Origin of the sequence: Acidithiobacillus albertensis, from assembly GCF_001931655.1 — a bacterium.
GTDB lineage: Bacteria > Pseudomonadota > Gammaproteobacteria > Acidithiobacillales > Acidithiobacillaceae > Acidithiobacillus > Acidithiobacillus thiooxidans.
This window is the reverse complement of record NZ_MOAD01000001.1, coordinates 84,737-103,110: the sequence shown is the minus strand read 5'-3', so window position 1 is coordinate 103,110 and position 18,374 is coordinate 84,737. Positions and strand designations below refer to the sequence as shown.

At 54.9% G+C, this 18,374-nt stretch carries 14 protein-coding genes, 2 tRNA genes and 1 rRNA gene; 8 read left to right on the top strand and 9 right to left on the bottom strand.

Translation table 11 applies throughout. The features are described 5' to 3' along the window. Positions 1-38: 38 nt before the first annotated feature. The 4 genes from BLW97_RS00475 to tyrS form a co-directional block, all read right to left on the bottom strand. A tRNA-Ala gene (locus tag BLW97_RS00475) sits at positions 39-114 on the bottom strand. Positions 115-117: 3 nt separating this feature from the next. Continuing rightward, positions 118-194 (bottom strand) — tRNA-Ile (locus tag BLW97_RS00470). A 46-nt stretch (positions 195-240) separates the two neighbouring features. Then, positions 241-1,776 (bottom strand): 16S ribosomal RNA (locus BLW97_RS00465). A 242-nt stretch (positions 1,777-2,018) separates the two neighbouring features. Continuing rightward, complete coding sequence (tyrS, locus tag BLW97_RS00460) at positions 2,019-3,251, bottom strand: tyrosine--tRNA ligase (RefSeq protein ID WP_143214824.1); 1,233 nt, start codon at positions 3,249-3,251, stop codon at positions 2,019-2,021. Positions 3,252-3,390: 139 nt separating this feature from the next. Here tyrS and BLW97_RS20335 point away from each other — a divergent pair, with 139 nt between their 5' ends. From BLW97_RS20335 to BLW97_RS00445, 3 genes are all read left to right on the top strand, one after another. After that, a complete protein-coding gene (locus tag BLW97_RS20335) occupies positions 3,391-3,621 on the top strand; it encodes a PsiF family protein (RefSeq protein WP_075322012.1) in 231 nt (76 codons plus the stop codon). Positions 3,622-3,851: 230 nt separating this feature from the next. Beyond that, positions 3,852-4,223, top strand: a complete 372-nt coding sequence (gene panD, locus BLW97_RS00450) for an aspartate 1-decarboxylase (protein WP_010640762.1) — start codon at positions 3,852-3,854, stop codon at positions 4,221-4,223. A 63-nt stretch (positions 4,224-4,286) separates the two neighbouring features. Next, the gene (locus BLW97_RS00445) at positions 4,287-5,483 is read left to right on the top strand and encodes an MFS transporter (RefSeq protein ID WP_075323520.1); all 1,197 of its coding nucleotides are present in this window, start codon (positions 4,287-4,289) and stop codon (positions 5,481-5,483) included. Between the two features lie 119 nt (positions 5,484-5,602). On the opposite strand, the gene ccsB is transcribed toward BLW97_RS00445, so the two are convergent. Further along, positions 5,603-6,778, bottom strand: coding sequence for a c-type cytochrome biogenesis protein CcsB (gene ccsB, locus BLW97_RS00440; RefSeq protein ID WP_024894524.1), 1,176 nt, complete (start codon positions 6,776-6,778; stop codon positions 5,603-5,605). Beyond that, positions 6,759-8,624, bottom strand: coding sequence for a cytochrome c biogenesis protein ResB (locus tag BLW97_RS00435; protein ID WP_075322011.1), 1,866 nt, complete (start codon positions 8,622-8,624; stop codon positions 6,759-6,761). The genes ccsB and BLW97_RS00435 overlap by 20 nt, the downstream gene beginning before the upstream one ends. Before the next feature lie 93 nt (positions 8,625-8,717). Between BLW97_RS00435 and yihA the strand changes: the two genes are divergently transcribed. Beyond that, positions 8,718-9,452 carry a ribosome biogenesis GTP-binding protein YihA/YsxC gene (gene yihA / locus BLW97_RS00430; protein ID WP_404813393.1) on the top strand — a complete coding sequence of 245 codons (735 nt, stop codon included), beginning with the start codon at positions 8,718-8,720 and terminating at the stop codon, positions 9,450-9,452. A 65-nt stretch (positions 9,453-9,517) separates the two neighbouring features. After that, a complete protein-coding gene (kch, locus tag BLW97_RS00425; RefSeq protein ID WP_010640780.1) occupies positions 9,518-10,780 on the top strand; it encodes a voltage-gated potassium channel protein in 1,263 nt (420 codons plus the stop codon). On the opposite strand, the gene polA is transcribed toward kch, so the two are convergent. Beyond that, positions 10,777-13,500, bottom strand: coding sequence for a DNA polymerase I (gene polA, locus BLW97_RS00420; protein ID WP_075322010.1), 2,724 nt, complete (start codon positions 13,498-13,500; stop codon positions 10,777-10,779). The genes kch and polA overlap by 4 nt on opposite strands. Before the next feature lie 69 nt (positions 13,501-13,569). Between polA and BLW97_RS00415 the strand changes: the two genes are divergently transcribed. Genes BLW97_RS00415 through thrB form a run of 3 tightly spaced genes read left to right on the top strand, consistent with a single transcriptional unit; the run spans position 13,570 to position 15,629 of the window. Continuing rightward, entirely contained in the window at positions 13,570-14,289 is a 720-nt protein-coding gene (locus BLW97_RS00415; RefSeq protein ID WP_024894520.1) for an LOG family protein, read from the top strand. Between the two features lie 17 nt (positions 14,290-14,306). Next, positions 14,307-14,669 carry a DUF2782 domain-containing protein gene (locus BLW97_RS00410; RefSeq protein ID WP_024894519.1) on the top strand — a complete coding sequence of 121 codons (363 nt, stop codon included), beginning with the start codon at positions 14,307-14,309 and terminating at the stop codon, positions 14,667-14,669. Positions 14,670-14,696: 27 nt separating this feature from the next. Continuing rightward, complete coding sequence (gene thrB / locus BLW97_RS00405) at positions 14,697-15,629, top strand: homoserine kinase (protein WP_075322009.1); 933 nt, start codon at positions 14,697-14,699, stop codon at positions 15,627-15,629. A gap of 16 nt (positions 15,630-15,645) precedes the next feature. On the opposite strand, the gene BLW97_RS00400 is transcribed toward thrB, so the two are convergent. Both BLW97_RS00400 and BLW97_RS00395 read right to left on the bottom strand, forming a co-directional pair. Then, on the bottom strand, positions 15,646-16,086 hold the full coding sequence (locus BLW97_RS00400) for a ComEA family DNA-binding protein (protein ID WP_075322008.1): 441 nt from the start codon (positions 16,084-16,086) through the stop codon (positions 15,646-15,648). 79 nt (positions 16,087-16,165) lie between these two features. Next, positions 16,166-18,295 carry a UvrD-helicase domain-containing protein gene (locus BLW97_RS00395; protein ID WP_031575890.1) on the bottom strand — a complete coding sequence of 710 codons (2,130 nt, stop codon included), beginning with the start codon at positions 18,293-18,295 and terminating at the stop codon, positions 16,166-16,168. Between the last annotated feature and the right edge of the window lie 79 nt (positions 18,296-18,374).

The window sequence follows — 18,374 nt, the reverse complement described above, 5'->3', positions numbered from 1 at the left end:
CCCAGCGTCCGACCCGCTGCGCGCGGGCCTCTTCCCTTTGGTGGAGCTGACCGGGATCGAACCGGTGACCCCCTGCTTGCAAAGCAGGTGCTCTCCCAGCTGAGCTACAGCCCCATTTGGTGGGCCCAAGTGGACTCGAACCACTGACCTCACGATTATCAGTCGTGTGCTCTAGCCAGCTGAGCTATAGGCCCGATTCTTTACCGAGTGGCGTGTGTGGGGTCTAGGACCCATTTCTTTAAAGGAGGTGATCCAGCCGCAGGTTCCCCTACGGCTACCTTGTTACGACTTCACCCCAGTCATGAACCATACCGTGGTCATCGCCCTCCCGAAGGTTAGGCTAACGGCTTCTGGTACAATCCACTCCCATGGTGTGACGGGCGGTGTGTACAAGGCCCGGGAACGTATTCACCGCGGCATGCTGATCCGCGATTACTAGCGATTCCGACTTCATGCAGTCGAGTTGCAGACTGCAATCCGAACTACGACGCGCTTTCTGGGGTCTGCTCCACCTCGCGGCTTGGCTTCCCTCTGTACGCGCCATTGTAGCACGTGTGTAGCCCTGGACATAAAGGCCATGAGGACTTGACGTCATCCCCACCTTCCTCCGGTTTGTCACCGGCAGTCTCCCTAGAGTGCCCGGCCGAACCGCTGGCAACTAAGGACAAGGGTTGCGCTCGTTGCGGGACTTAACCCAACATCTCACGACACGAGCTGACGACAGCCATGCAGCACCTGTGTTCTGATTCCCCGAAGGGCACTCCCGCATCTCTGCAGGATTCCAGACATGTCAAGCCCAGGTAAGGTTCTTCGCGTTGCATCGAATTAAACCACATGCTCCACCGCTTGTGCGGGCCCCCGTCAATTCCTTTGAGTTTTAACCTTGCGGCCGTACTTCCCAGGCGGAATACTTATCGCGTTAGCTACGACACTCAGTACGCTTGGCACCAAACATCTAGTATTCATCGTTTAGGGCGTGGACTACCAGGGTATCTAATCCTGTTTGCTCCCCACGCTTTCGTGCCTCAGCGTCAGTATTGGGCCAGGTGGCCGCCTTCGCCACTGATGTTCCTCCAGATCTCTACGCATTTCACCGCTACACCTGGAATTCCACCACCCTCTCCCATACTCTAGTACACCGGTTTCCACCGCCATTCCCAGGTTGAGCCCGGGGATTTCACGACAGACCTAATGCACCGCCTACGCACCCTTTACGCCCAGTGATTCCGATTAACGCTTGCACCCCCCGTATTACCGCGGCTGCTGGCACGGAGTTAGCCGGTGCTTCTTCTTGGATTCACGTCAACAGCAGGCGTTATTAGCACCCACCTTTTCGTCCTCCACGAAAGAACTTTACAACCCGAAGGCCTTCTTCATTCACGCGGCATTGCTTCGTCAGGGTTGCCCCCATTGCGAAAAATTCCCCACTGCTGCCTCCCGTAGGAGTCTGGGCCGTGTCTCAGTCCCAGTGTGGCTGGTCGTCCTCTCAGACCAGCTACCGATCGTCGCCTTGGTAGGCCTTTACCCTACCAACTAGCTAATCAGACGTAGGCTCCTCTTCCAGCGCGAGGTCCGAAGATCCCCCGCTTTCCCCCTCAGGGCTTATGCGGTATTAGCCCAAGTTTCCCTGGGTTGTCCCCCACTCAAAGACAGATTCCTACGCATTACTCACCCGTCCGCCACTCGTCAGCATCCGAAGACCTGTTACCGTTCGACTTGCATGTGTTAGGCATGCCGCCAGCGTTCAATCTGAGCCAGGATCAAACTCTTAAGTTCAATCCATACAATTTCTTCAACTTCTGCCATATTCAGTACGATAATTCGCATCCAAATACAGCCTGGGCCTAAACCCCACACATCTCCACTCGGCTTTTAAAGAACATCCGGACCGGAGTCCGGTGCGGCTCAACGCCGCGTCGTGAGGGCGCATTATACGCAGGGTTCGAGGGGTGTCAACACAATATTTTCGCATCTTTCCTGTATTCCTGGCTCGACCATCAGGAAGTCTTTATATTCTGTCAGTTAGCGTTTTTCTCCGCACAGAGCGTCACTCTGGCAAAGTGGCGTTTACCGAGTTGCAGTAAATACTCCTCCCCAATATTCAGCGTAATCGCCGGATCGTCTGCGCGCTCGCCGTTCACCCGCACAGCATTTTCGCGGATTTTGCGCATGGCTTCGCTGTTGCTGCTCGCCAAACCAGCCTGTACCAGCACCTGCGCCAGGCGTGGAGGGCTATCGAAGACATAATTCTGCAAGGGTAGATCCTGCGGCGTTTCATGACGCTGAAAGCGGGCCAGAAAAGTCGTACGCGCCGCTTCTGCCTCTTCTTTGTTATGGAAACGAGTCACCAGTTCTTCGGCAAGATCCAGCTTTATATCGCGAGGATTCAGCAATCCTGCTTCTGCTCCTCGCCGTAATCGTTCCTGCTCCTGAACAGAGACCCGGGAGAGCAGTGTGTAATAGCGCCACATCAAAACATCTGAAATAGACATGATCTTGCCAAACATTTCTACAGCAGGATCTTCTACAGCAATAAAATTACCCAGGGATTTGGACATTTTCTGAACCCCATCGAGGCCCTCCAGAATCGGCATGGTCAGCACCATTTGCGCTTTTTGACTGTATTCTCGTTGGAGTTCCCGACCTACCAGCAGATTAAAACGCTGATCGGTCCCGCCCATTTCCAGGTCCGCCTTGATGGCCACCGAGTCATATCCTTGTAGCAGGGGATAGAGAAATTCGTGGATGGCAATGGGTTGATTCGCTGCATAGCGCTTGCTGAAATCATCGCGCTCCAGCATCCGGGCCACCGTATAACGTGCGGCAAGCTGGATCAGTGCTTCTGGAGCCAACGCGCCCAACCACTTGGAGTTAAAATGTATTTCAGTGTGCTCAGGATCAAGAATTTTGAAGACCTGGCGCTGGTAGGTTTCGGCATTGGCGGTCACCTCCTCACGACTGAGCGGCTTGCGGGTGACATTTTTGCCCGTCGGGTCACCGATCATCGCTGTAAAATCACCTACGATGAATAATAATTTGTGCCCCATATCCTGAAACTGTCGTGCCTTATGGAGTAATACCGTATGGCCGAGGTGAAGATCCGGAGCGGTCGGATCCATACCGAGCTTGATTCGCAATGGTTCGGATTTTTCTGCCGCGAGCTCCAGACGTTTGGATATTTCTCCTTCCGGAAGAATATCCACTGTGCCTAGCGCAATTTGTGCTTCTGCCTGTTCTGTATTCATGGTCATAAATAATCCGCAATTGATCGAGTAGGCCGCATCTTAGCATTTACGCAAGCCGCGCTGAATGGAGGCGTAATCATTCATGTAACGTACCGGCCAATCTGACTATTGTTGGCCGCTAACTTACGGACATGTAATATTATTTATGCTGTATAACCTACCAAAGAAAAGGAACGAACGATGCTTAAAAAACTGTAATGTCATTGCTGTGCTTGTCTCTTGCTGTCCCGCCTTGACTTTTGCCGAAACGGCGACACATGCTGTCAAGCCCCTCACGCCCCACCAGGAACGCATGAAGACCTGTAATGCCGATGCCAAAGGTAAAAAAGGCGCAGAGCGTAAAGCTTTCAAGAAATCCTGTCTCGGCAACAAGTAATTTCCAGCAAACCAGCAGCCATCTCCCGGTTTTGGGATGGCTGCAACCATTCCCCCATTACCCTGCAAGGGGTAAACTCAATAACCATTAAACTTGTCGGGAGATACTCTCAATATGCTTAGTCTCTGGGGAGAAATTGTGATTATGGTCGGAACCCCCCTGCTTCTGATCATTGTAGCGGTGGGCGTCAATCGCCTGGCCAAAAAGCACCAGCAGGATGAAGACCGCTCATGACTTTGCTCACCTTACTCAAGGGCAAGCTGCATCGGGTTCGGGTTACCGCCGTGGAACTGGAGTATGAAGGCTCCTGCGCCATTGATGCGCATCTGCTGAAAAGCGCGGGCATTTATTCTTACGAGCAGGTGCACATATATAACGTCAATAACGGCGACCGGTTCAGTACTTATGCCATTTCTGCAGCGCCCGGTTCGGGGATCATCTCTGTAAATGGTGCAGCCGCACGCCGCGTCGCCTTGGGCGACACTTTGATTATTGCCGCCTATGCGCAAATCGCTGAAGAAAAGGCTGCGGAATTTCAGCCTCGACTCGTGTATGTGGACTCGCACAATCAGATTACCCGTACCCATCATGAAATCCAATAAGCTGCTCCACTGAACCTGTCCTTCTCATTGCTTTCAGACATTCCTCGCAATGCCCGCCTGCTCATGGCTGCACGAGTCGCCCGGAGTGTCGGCCAGGGTGCACTGGTCGTAGATTTTGCCCTCTATCTCCATGCCTTGCATTGGTCAGCCATCCATATCGGCGGCTTATATTCGGTTAGTTTGCTGGTGGGCGCGCTGGCAACCCTGATTGTTGGGCCACTCAGCGATCGTTTTGGCGCCAAACGCTTTTTGTTGGGCTATGAGGGTATCCAGATTGGTGCCGCAATCATCGCCTTGAGTACGGCCCAGCCAGTCTGGCTCAGCTTGGCGGCCATTCTCGGTGCCTTTGGAAGGGGCGCTAATGGTGGTGCCGGCCCCTTCGCCCCCGCCGAACAATCCTGGATGTCACGGAGCGTTTCTCATAAGCAATGGGGACAGATTTTCCACCTGAATACCAGTGCCGGACTGACAGGCATGGCCGTTGGCGCATTGCTGGCTACGCTGCCCGGACTACTGAATGGGGTGCTGCCAGGACCGGAAGCATATCGGTCTTTATTTATAATCGTGTTACTGGGTTCATTGTTTTGCCTGTTTTTTTTGCTCCGCGCTAGAGAGTCCTCCCTATCGGCTGAAGGTATTGATCAGGATACCGCTCCTGCCACAAAACTGGAAAGCCCTGAGATCATTGCGGACAAGCCTTCGTCTGTAGGACGAGTTCTGCTGAGATTTGGCGCCATCAATGCTTTGAACGGATTAGGGATTGGCATGGTCGGTCCACTGATGGCCTACTGGTTTCATCTACGCTTTGGCGTAGGTCCTGCCGCTATTGGTGCGGCCATGGCTTTGGCCTTTTTCAGTGCGGCGCTCATGTCGCTTCTGGGATTACGCCTGACCAGACGCTTTGGCATGGTTGGTACGGTGACCCGCATGCGCCTGCTCGGTTTGATTATGATGTTGGCTTTACCTTTTGCGCCAGTATTCTGGCTGGCCATGCTGCTCTACATTTTTCGTGCGGCATTGAACCAGGGCAGTATCGGATCACGGCAGGCATTGTTTCTGGGGTTGGTTGGAAAAGACAAACGCGGTCTGGCCGCCACCGTAAACAGTTTATCCCTGCAAGCACCCAGAGCCATCGGACCCAGCATTGCCGGACTTTTCTTTGAAGCCGAAATGCTGGTGACCCCATTTTTATTGGCCGTCGCCTTACAGGGAATGTATCTGATTCTGTTTCGTCAGTTTTTCAGCAAACAAAAACAATAAGCATCCGATCAGATCTCGCGCCCACCCTGTTGACTCTCACCGTAATTTACAGAAAAACCTTCGCAGCACGGGTCATCAGATAATTAACGAGTCTCAGAAAACCGGGTTCATCAGGAAATTTATAACTTCCCGTAAGAATGCAACCCCGAAAGAAACATATTGACGCCCAGAAAGCAGAAACTCACGACCCAAAGGCTCATGAATGACCACCAGGCCATGGCCGTACCACGCCACCCTTTAACGACGCGGGCATGTAAATAACCGGCGTAATTCAACCAGACAATCAGCGCCCAGGTTTCTTTGGGGTCCCAGGACCAGAAGCCGCCCCAGGCCTTGGCGGCCCATACCGCGCCCAAAATGGTTGCCACCGTAAAAAACAGAAAACCCAGGGCAATGGCCTTGTACATCACGTCGTCCATGACTTCACTACTGGGCATGACCCGAAGCAACATTCCCGAACCACGGCGGCGCGACCGCTCCGTCAACAAATAACCCACGCCAATGAGACTGGCGATGGTAAAATTGGCATAACCCACAAACATCATGGGAACGTGTAATTTCATCCAGAAACTTTGCAGGGCAGGGATGAGTGGCTCAATCTGGTCCATGTGCTGGGCAAATGTCAGCCAGAGCAGAAACCCCACTCCGGCGGCCACCAGAGGCATCACAAAGGCGCCCAGGGCACGTGCTTCGTTACGCTTTTCATAATACAGGTAAAACAATGGCGTAGAGGCACAAAAGAGGACCAGAACTTCCCAAAGGTTGCTTACCGGAATATGCCCCCAATCCGGATGGCCCAGATAGGTTTCCCGCCACCGTACCCCAAGACCAATGAATCCCATGATGACGCCAGCCCAGGTCAGGGCTGTGGCCCACTGACCCGCCCGTTCACGTCCGCTAAAAAGATAAAAAAGATAACAGGCGGTGGCGGCGAGCAGCAGCGCGGACATCCACATAACCGCCGCGTAGCCCTGTAACACATCGCGCAGGAGCATGTTATTTGCAGTGGTTTGGCCGATGCTATAAAGCCACACAGCCAACAGTGCGGGCAACACGATTCCGATGCTGGCCAACTGCACGGGACGCCAGGCCAGCCCCGCCACCAGCAGGGCGCTATACCAGGCAGCCAACACCACAAATTGCCAGTAACCAAAACTGCTACCGTACAGCCCTAAAATAATTCCGGCAGAAACGCTCAATCCGGCAAACCATGCCCAGTCTCTTAATTTCCACTGTGCCCACCAGCTTGGCTCCGGGCTTAATTCTGTCCAGCTTTCAACGCGTGTGTTGGCCATCTTTTTGCTCCTTGTATTCGGCGTGATCGACGCCCAGGGCCTGCTCCAAGGTCCCGGTCCATCGCTTAAACTCTTTGGTAAAATCCAGACGGTTGCGGTCTGCAGAAGCCCCCAATAACAACTCTACCCCCTCGGACTCCTGTCCCCGGGGACGAAGGCGGAGCCAGATACGCTTCTGGGGAATATAAAACAGGATGAAAATGCCCAGCACCAGGGCCACACATCCCCAATAAATCACAATGGTCCCCGGCCACTTGGTCACCTGCAAGCCGGCTGCCCAGCGATGATCAAAACTACTTAACGATAAAATGAAAGGCATGGGGTAATCGTGCAGTTGCACCAAGGTTTGCATACCCGCCTGCAAAAAACGGGATTGATCCGTCGTGCTCATTCCCGGAGCATGACGGGCAACAACCTGCTGGAAGGTCTCTGTGAAAATAGCCTGAGAAGCGTTGGCACCCGCACGGGCCGCAGACTGCAAGGCCGCCAGATAATCCATGAACAAACCAATGCTCCCGTTAGGCCCGGTAGGGATATATATGTATCGGTAGGCATCTCCCAATGCCTCGCGATATCCCTGAATAAAAAAACCTTGCCCACCCCGCCGCATGGGTGTCATGTAGGTCTTGAATTCGGCGGCCTGACCATTGGGATTGTGAATGATGTAGGTAAAACTGGGGCCCAGATTGAGGGTCGGATGATCCGGAGTGGCTTTTTCGCCCACCGCCGCCTTCGGCACGATGTTGTAAAGATTGAAATTTTTCAGATCGACAGCGTAGCCGGAATTCCCTGCATGAAGGGTTTGTCCCACCCGTCCGGAAAGTTCGCCGGGGGCGGCACCCGAGGCTCCAAGCAGATAGGTTTTCATATGCAGCAATGACCCCCCATCACTGAAGCTCGACTGATAAATATATACCCCGTCATAGGACATGGGGTGATTTACGCGGACATCACCCGTTTTGAGGACTTTCCCCTGCGGGCTGTAGAGCACGACCCGGGAAGTAAAATCCTTAGGCATTCCGGTGGAATAATAGGAAATATGAAACGATTGCAAATGAATCCGAAAAGGCAGGGGTTGCACCAGATAACCATTGCCGGCGAGTTCAAATACCGCATTGGCGGTCTGACCTTCGGGCAGCGTGATAATCCCCCGATAGGCCGGATTGTTTTGGGACATCCAGGCCGTCCGGGGGATTTTTGAAAGCGGAAGATCAAAATTCTGCTCTGGTTTGAGTGTTCCTTGCCATTCTGCCCATTTAACGGGCACGTCGGCGTTATATAGTGCCGCCGCACAAATGACGACAATGGCAATATGGGTGAGAAAGTAGCCTAGACGATGGTAGCGTCCCTTGCGGGCAGCAATGGCCATATCGCCATCTTTTTGTTCCACGCGGGGTTTATAACCAGCGGCTCGCAACACTTGCAGGATGCGCTCTTGTGCCTGATCCATCGGCAATGTCGTAGCCATACGCACCCAATGATCCTGACCCAAAATCACGGTATCGCGTTGACGGATTGGAAATTCGCGCATTTCGCGCAGCATCCGGGGACTGTTTCGAGTAACGCAGGTTGCCGTGGATAACACCAGAAAGGCCACAATCGCTGTATACCACAAAGTGCGGTACACATTGTACAAACCGAGTTCACGGTATACCGAAAACCAGAACGGCCCAAACTGCATGGCATAATTCTGGTAAGGCTGCTGTTGACTGAGAATAGTGCCGATCACTGAAGCAATGGCCAGTAATACCAGCAGACTGACCGCCAGTCGCATGGACCCCAAAAACTGTACCAGCAATCGCCAGCGCGGCTGCTGCCAGGCAAGGCCATCTACATGTGCTTGCAAACCTGTTCTCCCTATTTTTTTCAGTGAATTATTCCACTTGAATTTTTTTTCGCAGTCTAGGTCCTGGGCCTGGTGGCAGCAAGCTTCCTGAGCATGACTTTCAGATTGCCAGAACCAACTGACGACGACTATGCTCTCAGCATGAACCATACCAACCCAACACCTTTCCGTTTCGCCCCGTTACGTCGGGCCAGCTTTCGCCTCAGCGTGACCCAGGCGGGACAACTCCCCCCGGATGATGGGGCCGAAGTGGCCATTGCCGGACGTTCCAACGTGGGCAAGTCCTCTACCCTCAACATGCTCACCGAACGCCGCGCGCTGGCACGCGTCAGTCGCACGCCCGGCCGTACTCAGGCCATCAACGTGTTTGATCTGGATCCTGGGCAACGCCTCATCGATCTACCCGGTTATGGGTATGCCAAAGTCCCTGAGGCCTTAAGGCGTTCCTGGGGTCCATTACTGGAACAATACCTGCGCCGACGCAGCAGTCTGCGCGCCCTGATTCTGGTCATGGACATTCGCCATCCCTATGGGCCGCATGATGCTGATCTGATTGGTTTTGCTGCGGGTTGTGGCCGCCCGGTCCACGTCCTTCTCAATAAGGCCGACAAACTCAGTCGCGGGGCGGCCTTGCAGGAAATGGCCCGATTGCGGCGGATGCCGGAATTACAGGGGGTTGCCATGCAACTGTTTTCGGCGCAAACCGGACAGGGTCTGGACGAATTGCACCAGTTGATTGCAGACTGGCTGGCACCTGGCGAACAAAAAGAAACCCCGACTTCTGCCGGGGTTAATAACGAGCCCTCAAAGGGAGGGGAGGACTCATGATCCGGCCAGGGAGGGTAGACCGGATCCAGACAAGCAATTCGTTACTCATCGGGTTTGAGTGAAGCATGTCGGAAAAGTTCAGTCACACGCCTCATCCCTGGCATATTTTACGCCCGAGCTGGCGTAACCGCTGGCGAGGACGGGCTGAGCGCTGGGCAAGACGCCTGCAGCTTGACCGCTGGTATCCACATACACCCATTGCTGCAGCGGTAGGTTTTCTGGGGCTTTTCAACATTCTTCCGGCCATCGGACAGTTGCTGGGCCTGAGCTACGTCGGCAGCCTTGCCGACATGTCCAGCGGCTTTGTGCTGGATGCCTTTCGTGGCCTTCCGCAGGGTGCTGCAGGCATCATTCTGCTGATCATGTCGCTGGGACTGTTATTTCGTTCGCGTTTCGCCTGGGCCATTGTTCTGACTATTGCATCAGCGGTTCTTGCCGTTGGTATTTACCGCCATCCCCAACATATTTCAGCATTGCTTTACTACAATGCGGTTCTAGTGTTTTTTTTATGGATTTTCCGGGGTCGTTTTAATCACAGCAGTCTCGCCACCGGCACCCTGTTTGCACTGGTAGGCGCCATTATGGTTATAGGTTATGGGGTGTTCGGTGCGTATATTCTGGGTGACGGCTTCAAACCGCATATTCATAGCCTGACGGGGGCACTTTATTTTTCCATAGTGACCATGTCTACCGTCGGTTATGGCGATGTTCTGCCCGTTTCCAACGAGGCCAGACTTTTTGTGGTATCTTTGATTGTGCTGGGAATCACCGTATTTGCCACTTCGTTATCGGCCATTATTGTTCCGGCAATCAATAACCGACTGCAATCGGCGCTACAAGGGGAAAAACGCCGCATGACTCTGAAAAATCATTACATCATCGCGGGCGATACGCCGCTGGCGCGCAATAGTTATCGCGAACTGAAAAGTCGCAATTTACCCGTTATCGTGATCATGGGACACCAACCCGATGACTCCATTTATCAGGCGGATGATTTGATTATCGGGGACTCCAGTGACACCGATATATTACGCAGTGCCGGTGCCGAGCAGGCTCTGGCGGTTCTCGCCCTGCGCGCAGATGATTCAGAAAACGCCTTCGTGGTGCTGGCGGTCAAAGAAATGGAAGGCTCTGCCAAAACCGTTGCCGCAGTCAACGACAGTAAAAATCTTGGCCGGGTGCGCAGGGTCCAGCCGGATATGATCATCGCTCCCCAGGTACTGGGTGGTGAGCTGCTTGCCATGGCACTCAATGGCGAGCAACTAGATAACAACGCCGTCATGAAAATGTTCCGTTTCAGTACTGGCGCCACGCCCAGCAAGGGTTAGCCGTGCGCAGCATCCCAATGCTTTCCCACCCCGAGACCCACTAGTAGGGGAACTGCCAGATCCGCCACGCCTTCCATAAGCTCCTTGAGGGCGGCACGGGCAGCTTCAAGACCACTCTCGGGCACCTCAAGTATCAACTCATCATGCACCTGCAAAATCATTCGACCCCGGACCGGGTTTTCCTGCAACCAGGCATCTACGGCAATCATGGCTTTTTTGATCAGATCAGCCGCCGTACCCTGCATGGGCGCGTTGATGGCAGCCCGCTCGGCGTAATTGCGCCGCGCGGCATTACTGGAGCGAATTTCAGGCACATACAGACGGCGGCCGAACAGGGTTTCCACATAGCCCTGCTGGCGCGCCAGAACACGGGTTTGCTCCATGTAAATGAGCACCCCTGGATACCGTTCGAAATACCGATCCATGTAAGCCCGGGCAGCGCTCTGCTCAATACCTAACTGCTGGGCGAGGCCATAGGGGGTCTGGCCATATATCAAGCCGAAATTGATGGCTTTGGCTGCACGCCGGGCATCACTATCTACCGCCTCCGGAGCCAGATTGAACACTTCGGCCGCCGTCGCGGCATGAATATCCTGGCCCTCGGCAAAAGCCTGCAAAAGACGGGCGTCCCGGGAAAGGTGGGCCATGATGCGCAATTCAATTTGTGAGTAATCGGCACTCAGCAGATAAAATCCGTCTTCGGCAACAAATGCCTGCCGGATACGCCGACCCTGCTCGGTACGCACCGGGATATTCTGCAAATTCGGCGCACTGGAAGACAAGCGTCCGGTGGCCGCCACGGCCTGCTGAAAATGGGTATGCACCCGACCTGTCCGGGGGTTGATCATTTCCGGCAGGGCATCTGCGTAAGTGTTTTTCAGCTTGGCCATTCCCCGATATTCCAGAATCAGTCGGGGGAGATCCGCCTGAACCGCCAGCTGGGCCAACACATCCTCACTGGTAGAGGGCTGGCCACCAGGCGTTTTTTTCAGGACCGGCAACTGCATTTTATCAAACAGAATTTCCTGGATTTGTTTCGGTGAGCCGAGATTGAACGATTGTCCGGCTGACTTGAAAGCTTGGGCTTCACAAGCGGCCATATCCCTGCCCAATTCCATGCTGAGGGTCTTCAACTGCTCCTTATCTACCCGAACACCGGCCTGTTCCATACGCGCCAGCACCAGCACCAGCGGCATTTCAATGTCCATCAGGACGCGCTGCAGGCCCGCCTCATTGGCAAAACGTGGCCACAGTTGGGCATCAATCCGCCAACAAACGTCCGCATCTTCAGCCGCATAGGGTAAGGCCTCAGATACGGGCACGTCGGCAAAATTGCGTGCCGCTTTGCCTTTGCCCGCGACTTCTTCGTAGGTAATGTTCTGGTGCTGCAGATGGCGCTGCGCCAGAGTATCCAGATCGTGGTTATTCTGGCTGCTGTCCAGGATGTAACTTTCCAGCAGGGTATCCCGGCACAAGCCTGCCGGATGAATGTCGTAACGCCAGAACACCCGCCAGTCATACTTGGCATTTTGCGCCAGTTTGGCGGCCAACGGATTTTCCAGCCAGGGGCGCAACGTGGCTAAAACATGATCCAGCACCAGCTGTGTACTGTCATCCCGATGTCCTATCGGAATATACACTGCTTCAATCTGATCGCCTTCCTGCCAGGCACAGGAAATACCCACCAGATCGGCATTCAGCGGGTCCAATGCCGTCGTTTCCGTGTCCAGTGCCACCAAGTCCGCCTGCTGCAACTTTTGCAGCAGGTTTTCCAGCGCTGCGGGGGTCGTAATCGCCCGATAACGGCTGCGATCAATGGGCATCAATCCCCCCGCAGCGCTTTCATTTACCGAAACCCCGGTATCCTCGGTGCCCGGCTCGGCTGGATATTCCTTGAGCCAGGCATGAAAGCCCAGGCGCAGGGCGAGGCTGCGCAATTTTTGGGTGTTTTCGGGGGCGCGCAAATAGGACTGCTCCGGCAAATGGAGATTGCGGCGAATCGTGGTCAGATCCAGGCTGAGGGGCAGATAGTCCAGAGAGGCCCGCAGTGCCTCGCCTATTTTGCCACCGATTTCATCGGCGTGGGCCAGAACGCCATCCAGACTGCCATATTGCTGAATCCATTTGGCCGCTGTTTTAGGCCCCGCTCCGGGCACCCCTGGAATGTTATCGACCTTGTCACCCGTAAGCGCCAGTAAATCGGCGATACGTTCCGGGGCCACGCCATAACGTTCCCATACCCCGGCCACGTCGGTTTTCACGCCCTTCATGGTATCCAGCAGGGTGACCTGATCATTGACCAACTGGGCCATATCCTTGTCACCCGTCACGATAATCACCTGCTGGCCCGCCTGCGCCGAGCCCGCGAGCGTCCCGATGACATCATCGGCTTCCACATCCGGCACCAGCACCAGCGGCAGACCTGTTGCCTGAATCCATTCATGCAGGAGCGGAATCTGGGCGCGTAAATCCTCCGGCATGGCTGGACGCTGGGCCTTGTATTCTGGATAAAGCCGGTCACGAAAGGTCCCGCCGGGAGCATCAAAAACCACAATGATTTCATCACTGGGATATTCTTTCGCCAGGCGCCGCAGCATGTTGGCCACCCCGAATATCGCCCCGGTAGGCAGATTATCCGGCGCCCGCAAGTCCGGCAGGGCATGAAATGCCCGGTACAGGAAACTGGAGGCGTCAACGAGAATACGAGGGTCTTGGGGCATGATCTGGGACTTGTTAGCGAATTTCCGTCATAATACGGAAAATCTCCATCATTGACACGGGAATGAGGCATGCGGGCGCATCTTGAGGAAGAAAAACTACGGGACGGGGGAGAAGGACGACTCACCCGCGAGGCCTGGAAAATCTTCCAGATCATGGCGGAATTTGTGCGCGGCTATGAAAAACTGGTGGACGTGGATCCCTGCGTCAGCATTTTCGGTTCCGCCCGCCTGGGTCCCGACAATCCCTGGTATCTGAAAACCGAGGAAATTGCTGAAAAACTCTCCAATGCGGGCTTTTCGGTTTTGAGTGGCGGCGGCCCCGGCATCATGGAAGCGGCCAACAAGGGGGCTTTCCACGGCACCGGCTACAGCATCGGACTAAATATTGAGCTTCCCCATGAGCAGCACAGCAATCCTTATCAGGACATTGCCATTTCCTTTGAGCATTTTTATTCCCGCAAGGTCATGTTCATGAAATATGCGGTCGCCTATGTCGTCATGCCCGGCGGCTTCGGGACATTGGACGAGCTGGCAGAGTGTCTGACCCTGGTGCAAACCGGCAAAACCCGGCGCATGCCCATTATTCTGGTAGGCTCGGATTTCTGGAACGGGCTGATTGTCTGGTGGCAGGAGGCCATGCTCGGCCTTGGCACTATCAACCCTGAAGATCTGCATCTGATTACCGTCATTGATGATCCTGACGAAGTCGTATCGGCTATATTTAATCATTATGAAAAGCGCGGTTTTGCCCCATCGGCCGCCGAAACAGAAGCCCTTCTCAACCTTTAGATATTCAGGGAGTTCCCATGTCTACTCGTATCATGATTACCACCATGGTTGCCGCCCTTGCGCTGGGTGTCGCCGCCACTGCCCTGGCAGATACGGATGCTGCACTACCCAATTCGGCACAACAAAACATCCAAAAACTGCATCTGCCCAAACTTGCCCCGCAAAAAATCGGTCCCAATGCCGAGATCAAGGCACCGACCGGATCCAAAATCGAGGAATACAAGGTCAACGGCAAGGTTTACATGGTCAAGGTCATTCCACCCAAACCCTTCCCGCCCTACTATCTGGAAGACAAGGGCGGCACCGGGCGTTTCACGGAAGTTCCGCAAACCGCTGCGGAGCACCTGAGTGTTCCGCAGTGGATTATATTTCGCTGGTGAAGCGCCTGTTAGAGTAAAACTGCATCTATGTCTGTTTACACCAATGTCTCCGATCAGGAGCTCGCGCAATTTCTGGAAGGTTATGATCTGGGAAAAGCGATCTCCCTGACCGGCATTTCTGCGGGCGTCGAAAATAGTAATTATTTTCTGGATACGGACCAGGGCCGTTTTGTGCTGACCCTGTTTGAGCGCCTTTCCGCCGCCAAAATTCCCTATTTTCTGGATCTTACCGACTGGTTGAGCACCCAGGGCATTCCCTGTCCGCGCCCTATGCACGCCCGTAGCGGGAAAAGCCTGAATAGCTTATGTGGCAAACCTGCCGCCATTGTGCAGTGCCTTCAGGGCCGGTCCATTGAAGGGCGAGCCCCCACGCTAACGGAAATTCGCGCTTTGGGGCAATTACTGGGGCAAATGCACCTGGCGGGAGAGGACTTTCCCCAGCGCCACCCCAACCCTGCGGGACTGCCCTGGATGCAGGAGACCGCCCGTCATCTGGTGCCGCATCTGGATCCTGCCGACAACCAGATAATTGCCGATGAACTGGCCTATCAAAGTCACATTCAGCGGGAAAAACTACCGGGAGGAGTCATTCATGCAGATCTTTTCCCCGACAATGTGCTCTTCGCAGAACAACAGATTTCCGGCACCATCGACTTCTATTACGCAGGTGATGATGCCTGGCTTTATGATCTGGCGGTCGTCGCAAACAGCTGGTGCGCACGCCCTGACGGCCAGCTGGATCCTTCTCTCAGTACGGCACTGTGGGAGGCTTATGTGGCGACCCGTCCGCTGCGGGATGACGAAGCCCCCCTGTGGTTTGCCATGCTCCGGATAGCCGCCTTGCGTTTCTGGCTGCTCCGGCTGGATGCGGTGCACTTCCGCCGCCCCGGCGCCATCACTTTCTGCAAGGATCCGGAAGAATATCACCGGATTTTGTTACAACGCCGTCAAGGGCTATAGCCACTCGTTTGCGGGTTCAGGACGATTCCTGCAGGGAAAAATGCCGGTAATGAAAGGCATTACTGTCTGGGCCACCATCGAGAATATACCCGCGACTGCCACGGCGGACAGCGTGCTCTTCTCCGGCTGGTATCGGTTTTTTTCGCGAAGCCGCTTTCCCGGCCGAACAACCCGCAACGGACGATAGAGCCGTCGTTTGACCATCCAGTGCCAGAGATGGGCGCAATCTTTCCAGCAGCTTGCTGCCAATGCCATGCACCCGGGCAAGATCATCGAGAGTTTTGAAAGATCCGTGCGCCTTGCGATATTCCACAATAGCCTGTGCCTTGGCGGGACCAATACCCGGCAAATTATCCAGCGCAGCAACATCTGCGGTATTGATGTTGACAGATGCCCAAAGTGGCAGAGCAAACAAGGACAAAGCCACACCCAGTAGTATTCCCATCCGTATTTTCATCACGCTCCTCCCATTCTCCTAAAAACGACTGTTGCTTTGACGGCTTTGCAGTGACTTTGGCAGTTTTTGCTTTTGAATGTCAGGGTAACTGCTGTAATTGCACAACACCCAAAGCCAGCCACTTTGCCCCCGAACTGAACTGCACCTGGATTCGACCCTGACGACCGCCTGCCTCGTAATCCAGCACCGTCCCCTCGCCAAATACCGGGTGCTGTAAACGGGAGCCCAGCGGATACGGCATTTCCGGGGCTGCAGGTCGTAGCGCCATGGCGGGACGACTGATGCGCGCGCGCGGACGCAAATCCTGCAAAAGCTCCTGGGGGATTTCCCGCAGAAAACGGGAGGGCATGCTCATTCTTTCACTGCCGTGCAAACGCCGGCTTTCAGCATGACTGAGCACCAGCAGGCGCATGGCCCGGGTCATGCCCACGTAACAAAGGCGGCGTTCTTCCGCGAGACCCTGACCATCTTCCAAAGAACGTTGGTGGGGAAACAGACCCTCTTCCAACCCCACCAGAAAAACCAGAGGAAACTCCAGGCCTTTGGCGCTGTGCAAACTCATCAGCTGGACGCAGTCTTCCCAGGCATCTCCGGCCCCATCGCCCGCTTCCAGCGCGGCATGGGTGAGAAACTCGGAGAGCATGTTGCCGGGTTGCGGTGCCAGCTCACCCAGTTGCGGATCAGCATGCCAATCCTGGCCGTACGCACGCGCGGCATTGATGAGTTCATCGAGGTTTTCGAGGCGGCCTTCAGCCCGGTCGCCCTCACGACTGTGCCATTCGCGCAGGGCGGTATGCTGCAAAATAATTTCCACGCGCTTGTCGAGGTCCTGCTCTTGGGTCTGCTCGGCAAGCGTATCGACCAGATTCAAAAATCCATTGATTTTTGCCTGATTCAGCGCTCCGGCCGCCTGCCAGAGCGACAGGCCCTTTTCGCGGGCGAGATTGCGCAGGCGTTCGACACTGACCGCCCCGATGCCACGCGAAGGCACATTCACAACCCGCTCGAAAGAAGCATCATCATGACGATTGGCAGTCAGTCGCAAATAGGCGAGGGTATCCTTGATTTCCGCCCGCTCAAAAAAGCGCAGGCCACCATAAACCCGATAAGGCAAACCTTCACGCACCAGAACTTCTTCAAAAGCGCGGGACTGGGCATTGGAACGATAAAGAATGGCGCAATCAGAGCGACGCCCACCCTGATCCTGCCACTGCTGAATCCGCCCGATGACATAACGGGCCTCATCAAATTCATTGTACGCCGTGTACAGGTGTACCGCTTCGCCACCGGACTCGGCGGTCCATAGGGTTTTACCCATGCGCTCGGGATTGTTGGCAATTACGGCATTGGCTGCCTGGAGAATGGCAGCGGTAGATCGATAATTCTGCTCCAGACGCACCACCCGGGCACCCGCAAAGTCTTCGCCGAAACGCAACAGATTCTCGACCCGCGCGCCGCGCCAGGCATAAATGGACTGGTCATCATCCCCAACCACAAAAATCTGGCCATGCCGCGCCAGCCCTTTCAGCCAGGCATATTGCACCGCATTGGTATCCTGAAACTCGTCCACCAGAATATGTTGAAAACGCCGCTGATAATGATCCAGAATCTCGGGAGACGCCCAAAGCTTCAGGGCATACAGAAGCAAATCACCAAAATCGAGCAGCCCGGAGCGTTGCTTGGCGACTTCATAGGCCTGATAAATCGGCACAAAAGCCGCAGCCGCCGGTCCCTCGTAGCGCAACACCTGTTCCGGTCCCCAGCCTTCGTCCTTCCAGCGGCCAATGCGCCCCGCCATCGCCCGGGGTGGCCACTGCTTTTCGTCCATCTGCGCCTCGCGCATGAGGCGGCGCAACAAACGCTGACTGTCTTCGGAATCCAGCACCTGAAAATCAGCGGGCAACTTCAGTGCTTCATGATGCAGGCGAATCAGGCGATGTGCGAGGCCGTGAAATGTCCCCATCCACAGGCCGCGCAGTTCCATGGCGACCATTTTATCAAGGCGTTCGCGCATGGATCGTGCCGCCTTGTTGGTGAAGGTGACGGCCAGAATTTCTCCGGGATGCACCCCCTCTTCGAGCAGATGCGCGATGCGGCTGGTAAGCACCCGGGTTTTACCGGAACCGGCACCAGCCAGCACCAGTGCCGGACCAGGGGGAAGCGTCACCGCCTCCAGCTGGCGAGGATTCAGGGTTGACCAATCAGACAAAAAACATTCCTCCCACCCGACCTGGCGGGCTTGAAAACACGGTATAATGGCCGCATTGTGAGAGCAGACTTACAGGCTT

Coding starts and splice junctions, on each gene's coding strand:
- tyrS (WP_143214824.1), bottom strand. CDS start 3,251: ATGACCATGAATACAGAACAGGCAGAAGCACAAATTGCGCTAGGCACA.
- BLW97_RS20335 (WP_075322012.1), top strand. CDS start 3,391: ATGCTGTATAACCTACCAAAGAAAAGGAACGAACGATGCTTAAAAAAC.
- panD (WP_010640762.1), top strand. CDS start 3,852: ATGACTTTGCTCACCTTACTCAAGGGCAAGCTGCATCGGGTTCGGGTT.
- BLW97_RS00445 (WP_075323520.1), top strand. CDS start 4,287: ATGGCTGCACGAGTCGCCCGGAGTGTCGGCCAGGGTGCACTGGTCGTA.
- ccsB (WP_024894524.1), bottom strand. CDS start 6,778: ATGGCCAACACACGCGTTGAAAGCTGGACAGAATTAAGCCCGGAGCCA.
- yihA (WP_404813393.1), top strand. CDS start 8,718: ATGACTTTCAGATTGCCAGAACCAACTGACGACGACTATGCTCTCAGC.
- kch (WP_010640780.1), top strand. CDS start 9,518: ATGTCGGAAAAGTTCAGTCACACGCCTCATCCCTGGCATATTTTACGC.
- polA (WP_075322010.1), bottom strand. CDS start 13,500: ATGCCCCAAGACCCTCGTATTCTCGTTGACGCCTCCAGTTTCCTGTAC.
- BLW97_RS00415 (WP_024894520.1), top strand. CDS start 13,570: ATGCGGGCGCATCTTGAGGAAGAAAAACTACGGGACGGGGGAGAAGGA.
- BLW97_RS00410 (WP_024894519.1), top strand. CDS start 14,307: ATGTCTACTCGTATCATGATTACCACCATGGTTGCCGCCCTTGCGCTG.
- thrB (WP_075322009.1), top strand. CDS start 14,697: ATGTCTGTTTACACCAATGTCTCCGATCAGGAGCTCGCGCAATTTCTG.
- BLW97_RS00400 (WP_075322008.1), bottom strand. CDS start 16,086: ATGAAAATACGGATGGGAATACTACTGGGTGTGGCTTTGTCCTTGTTT.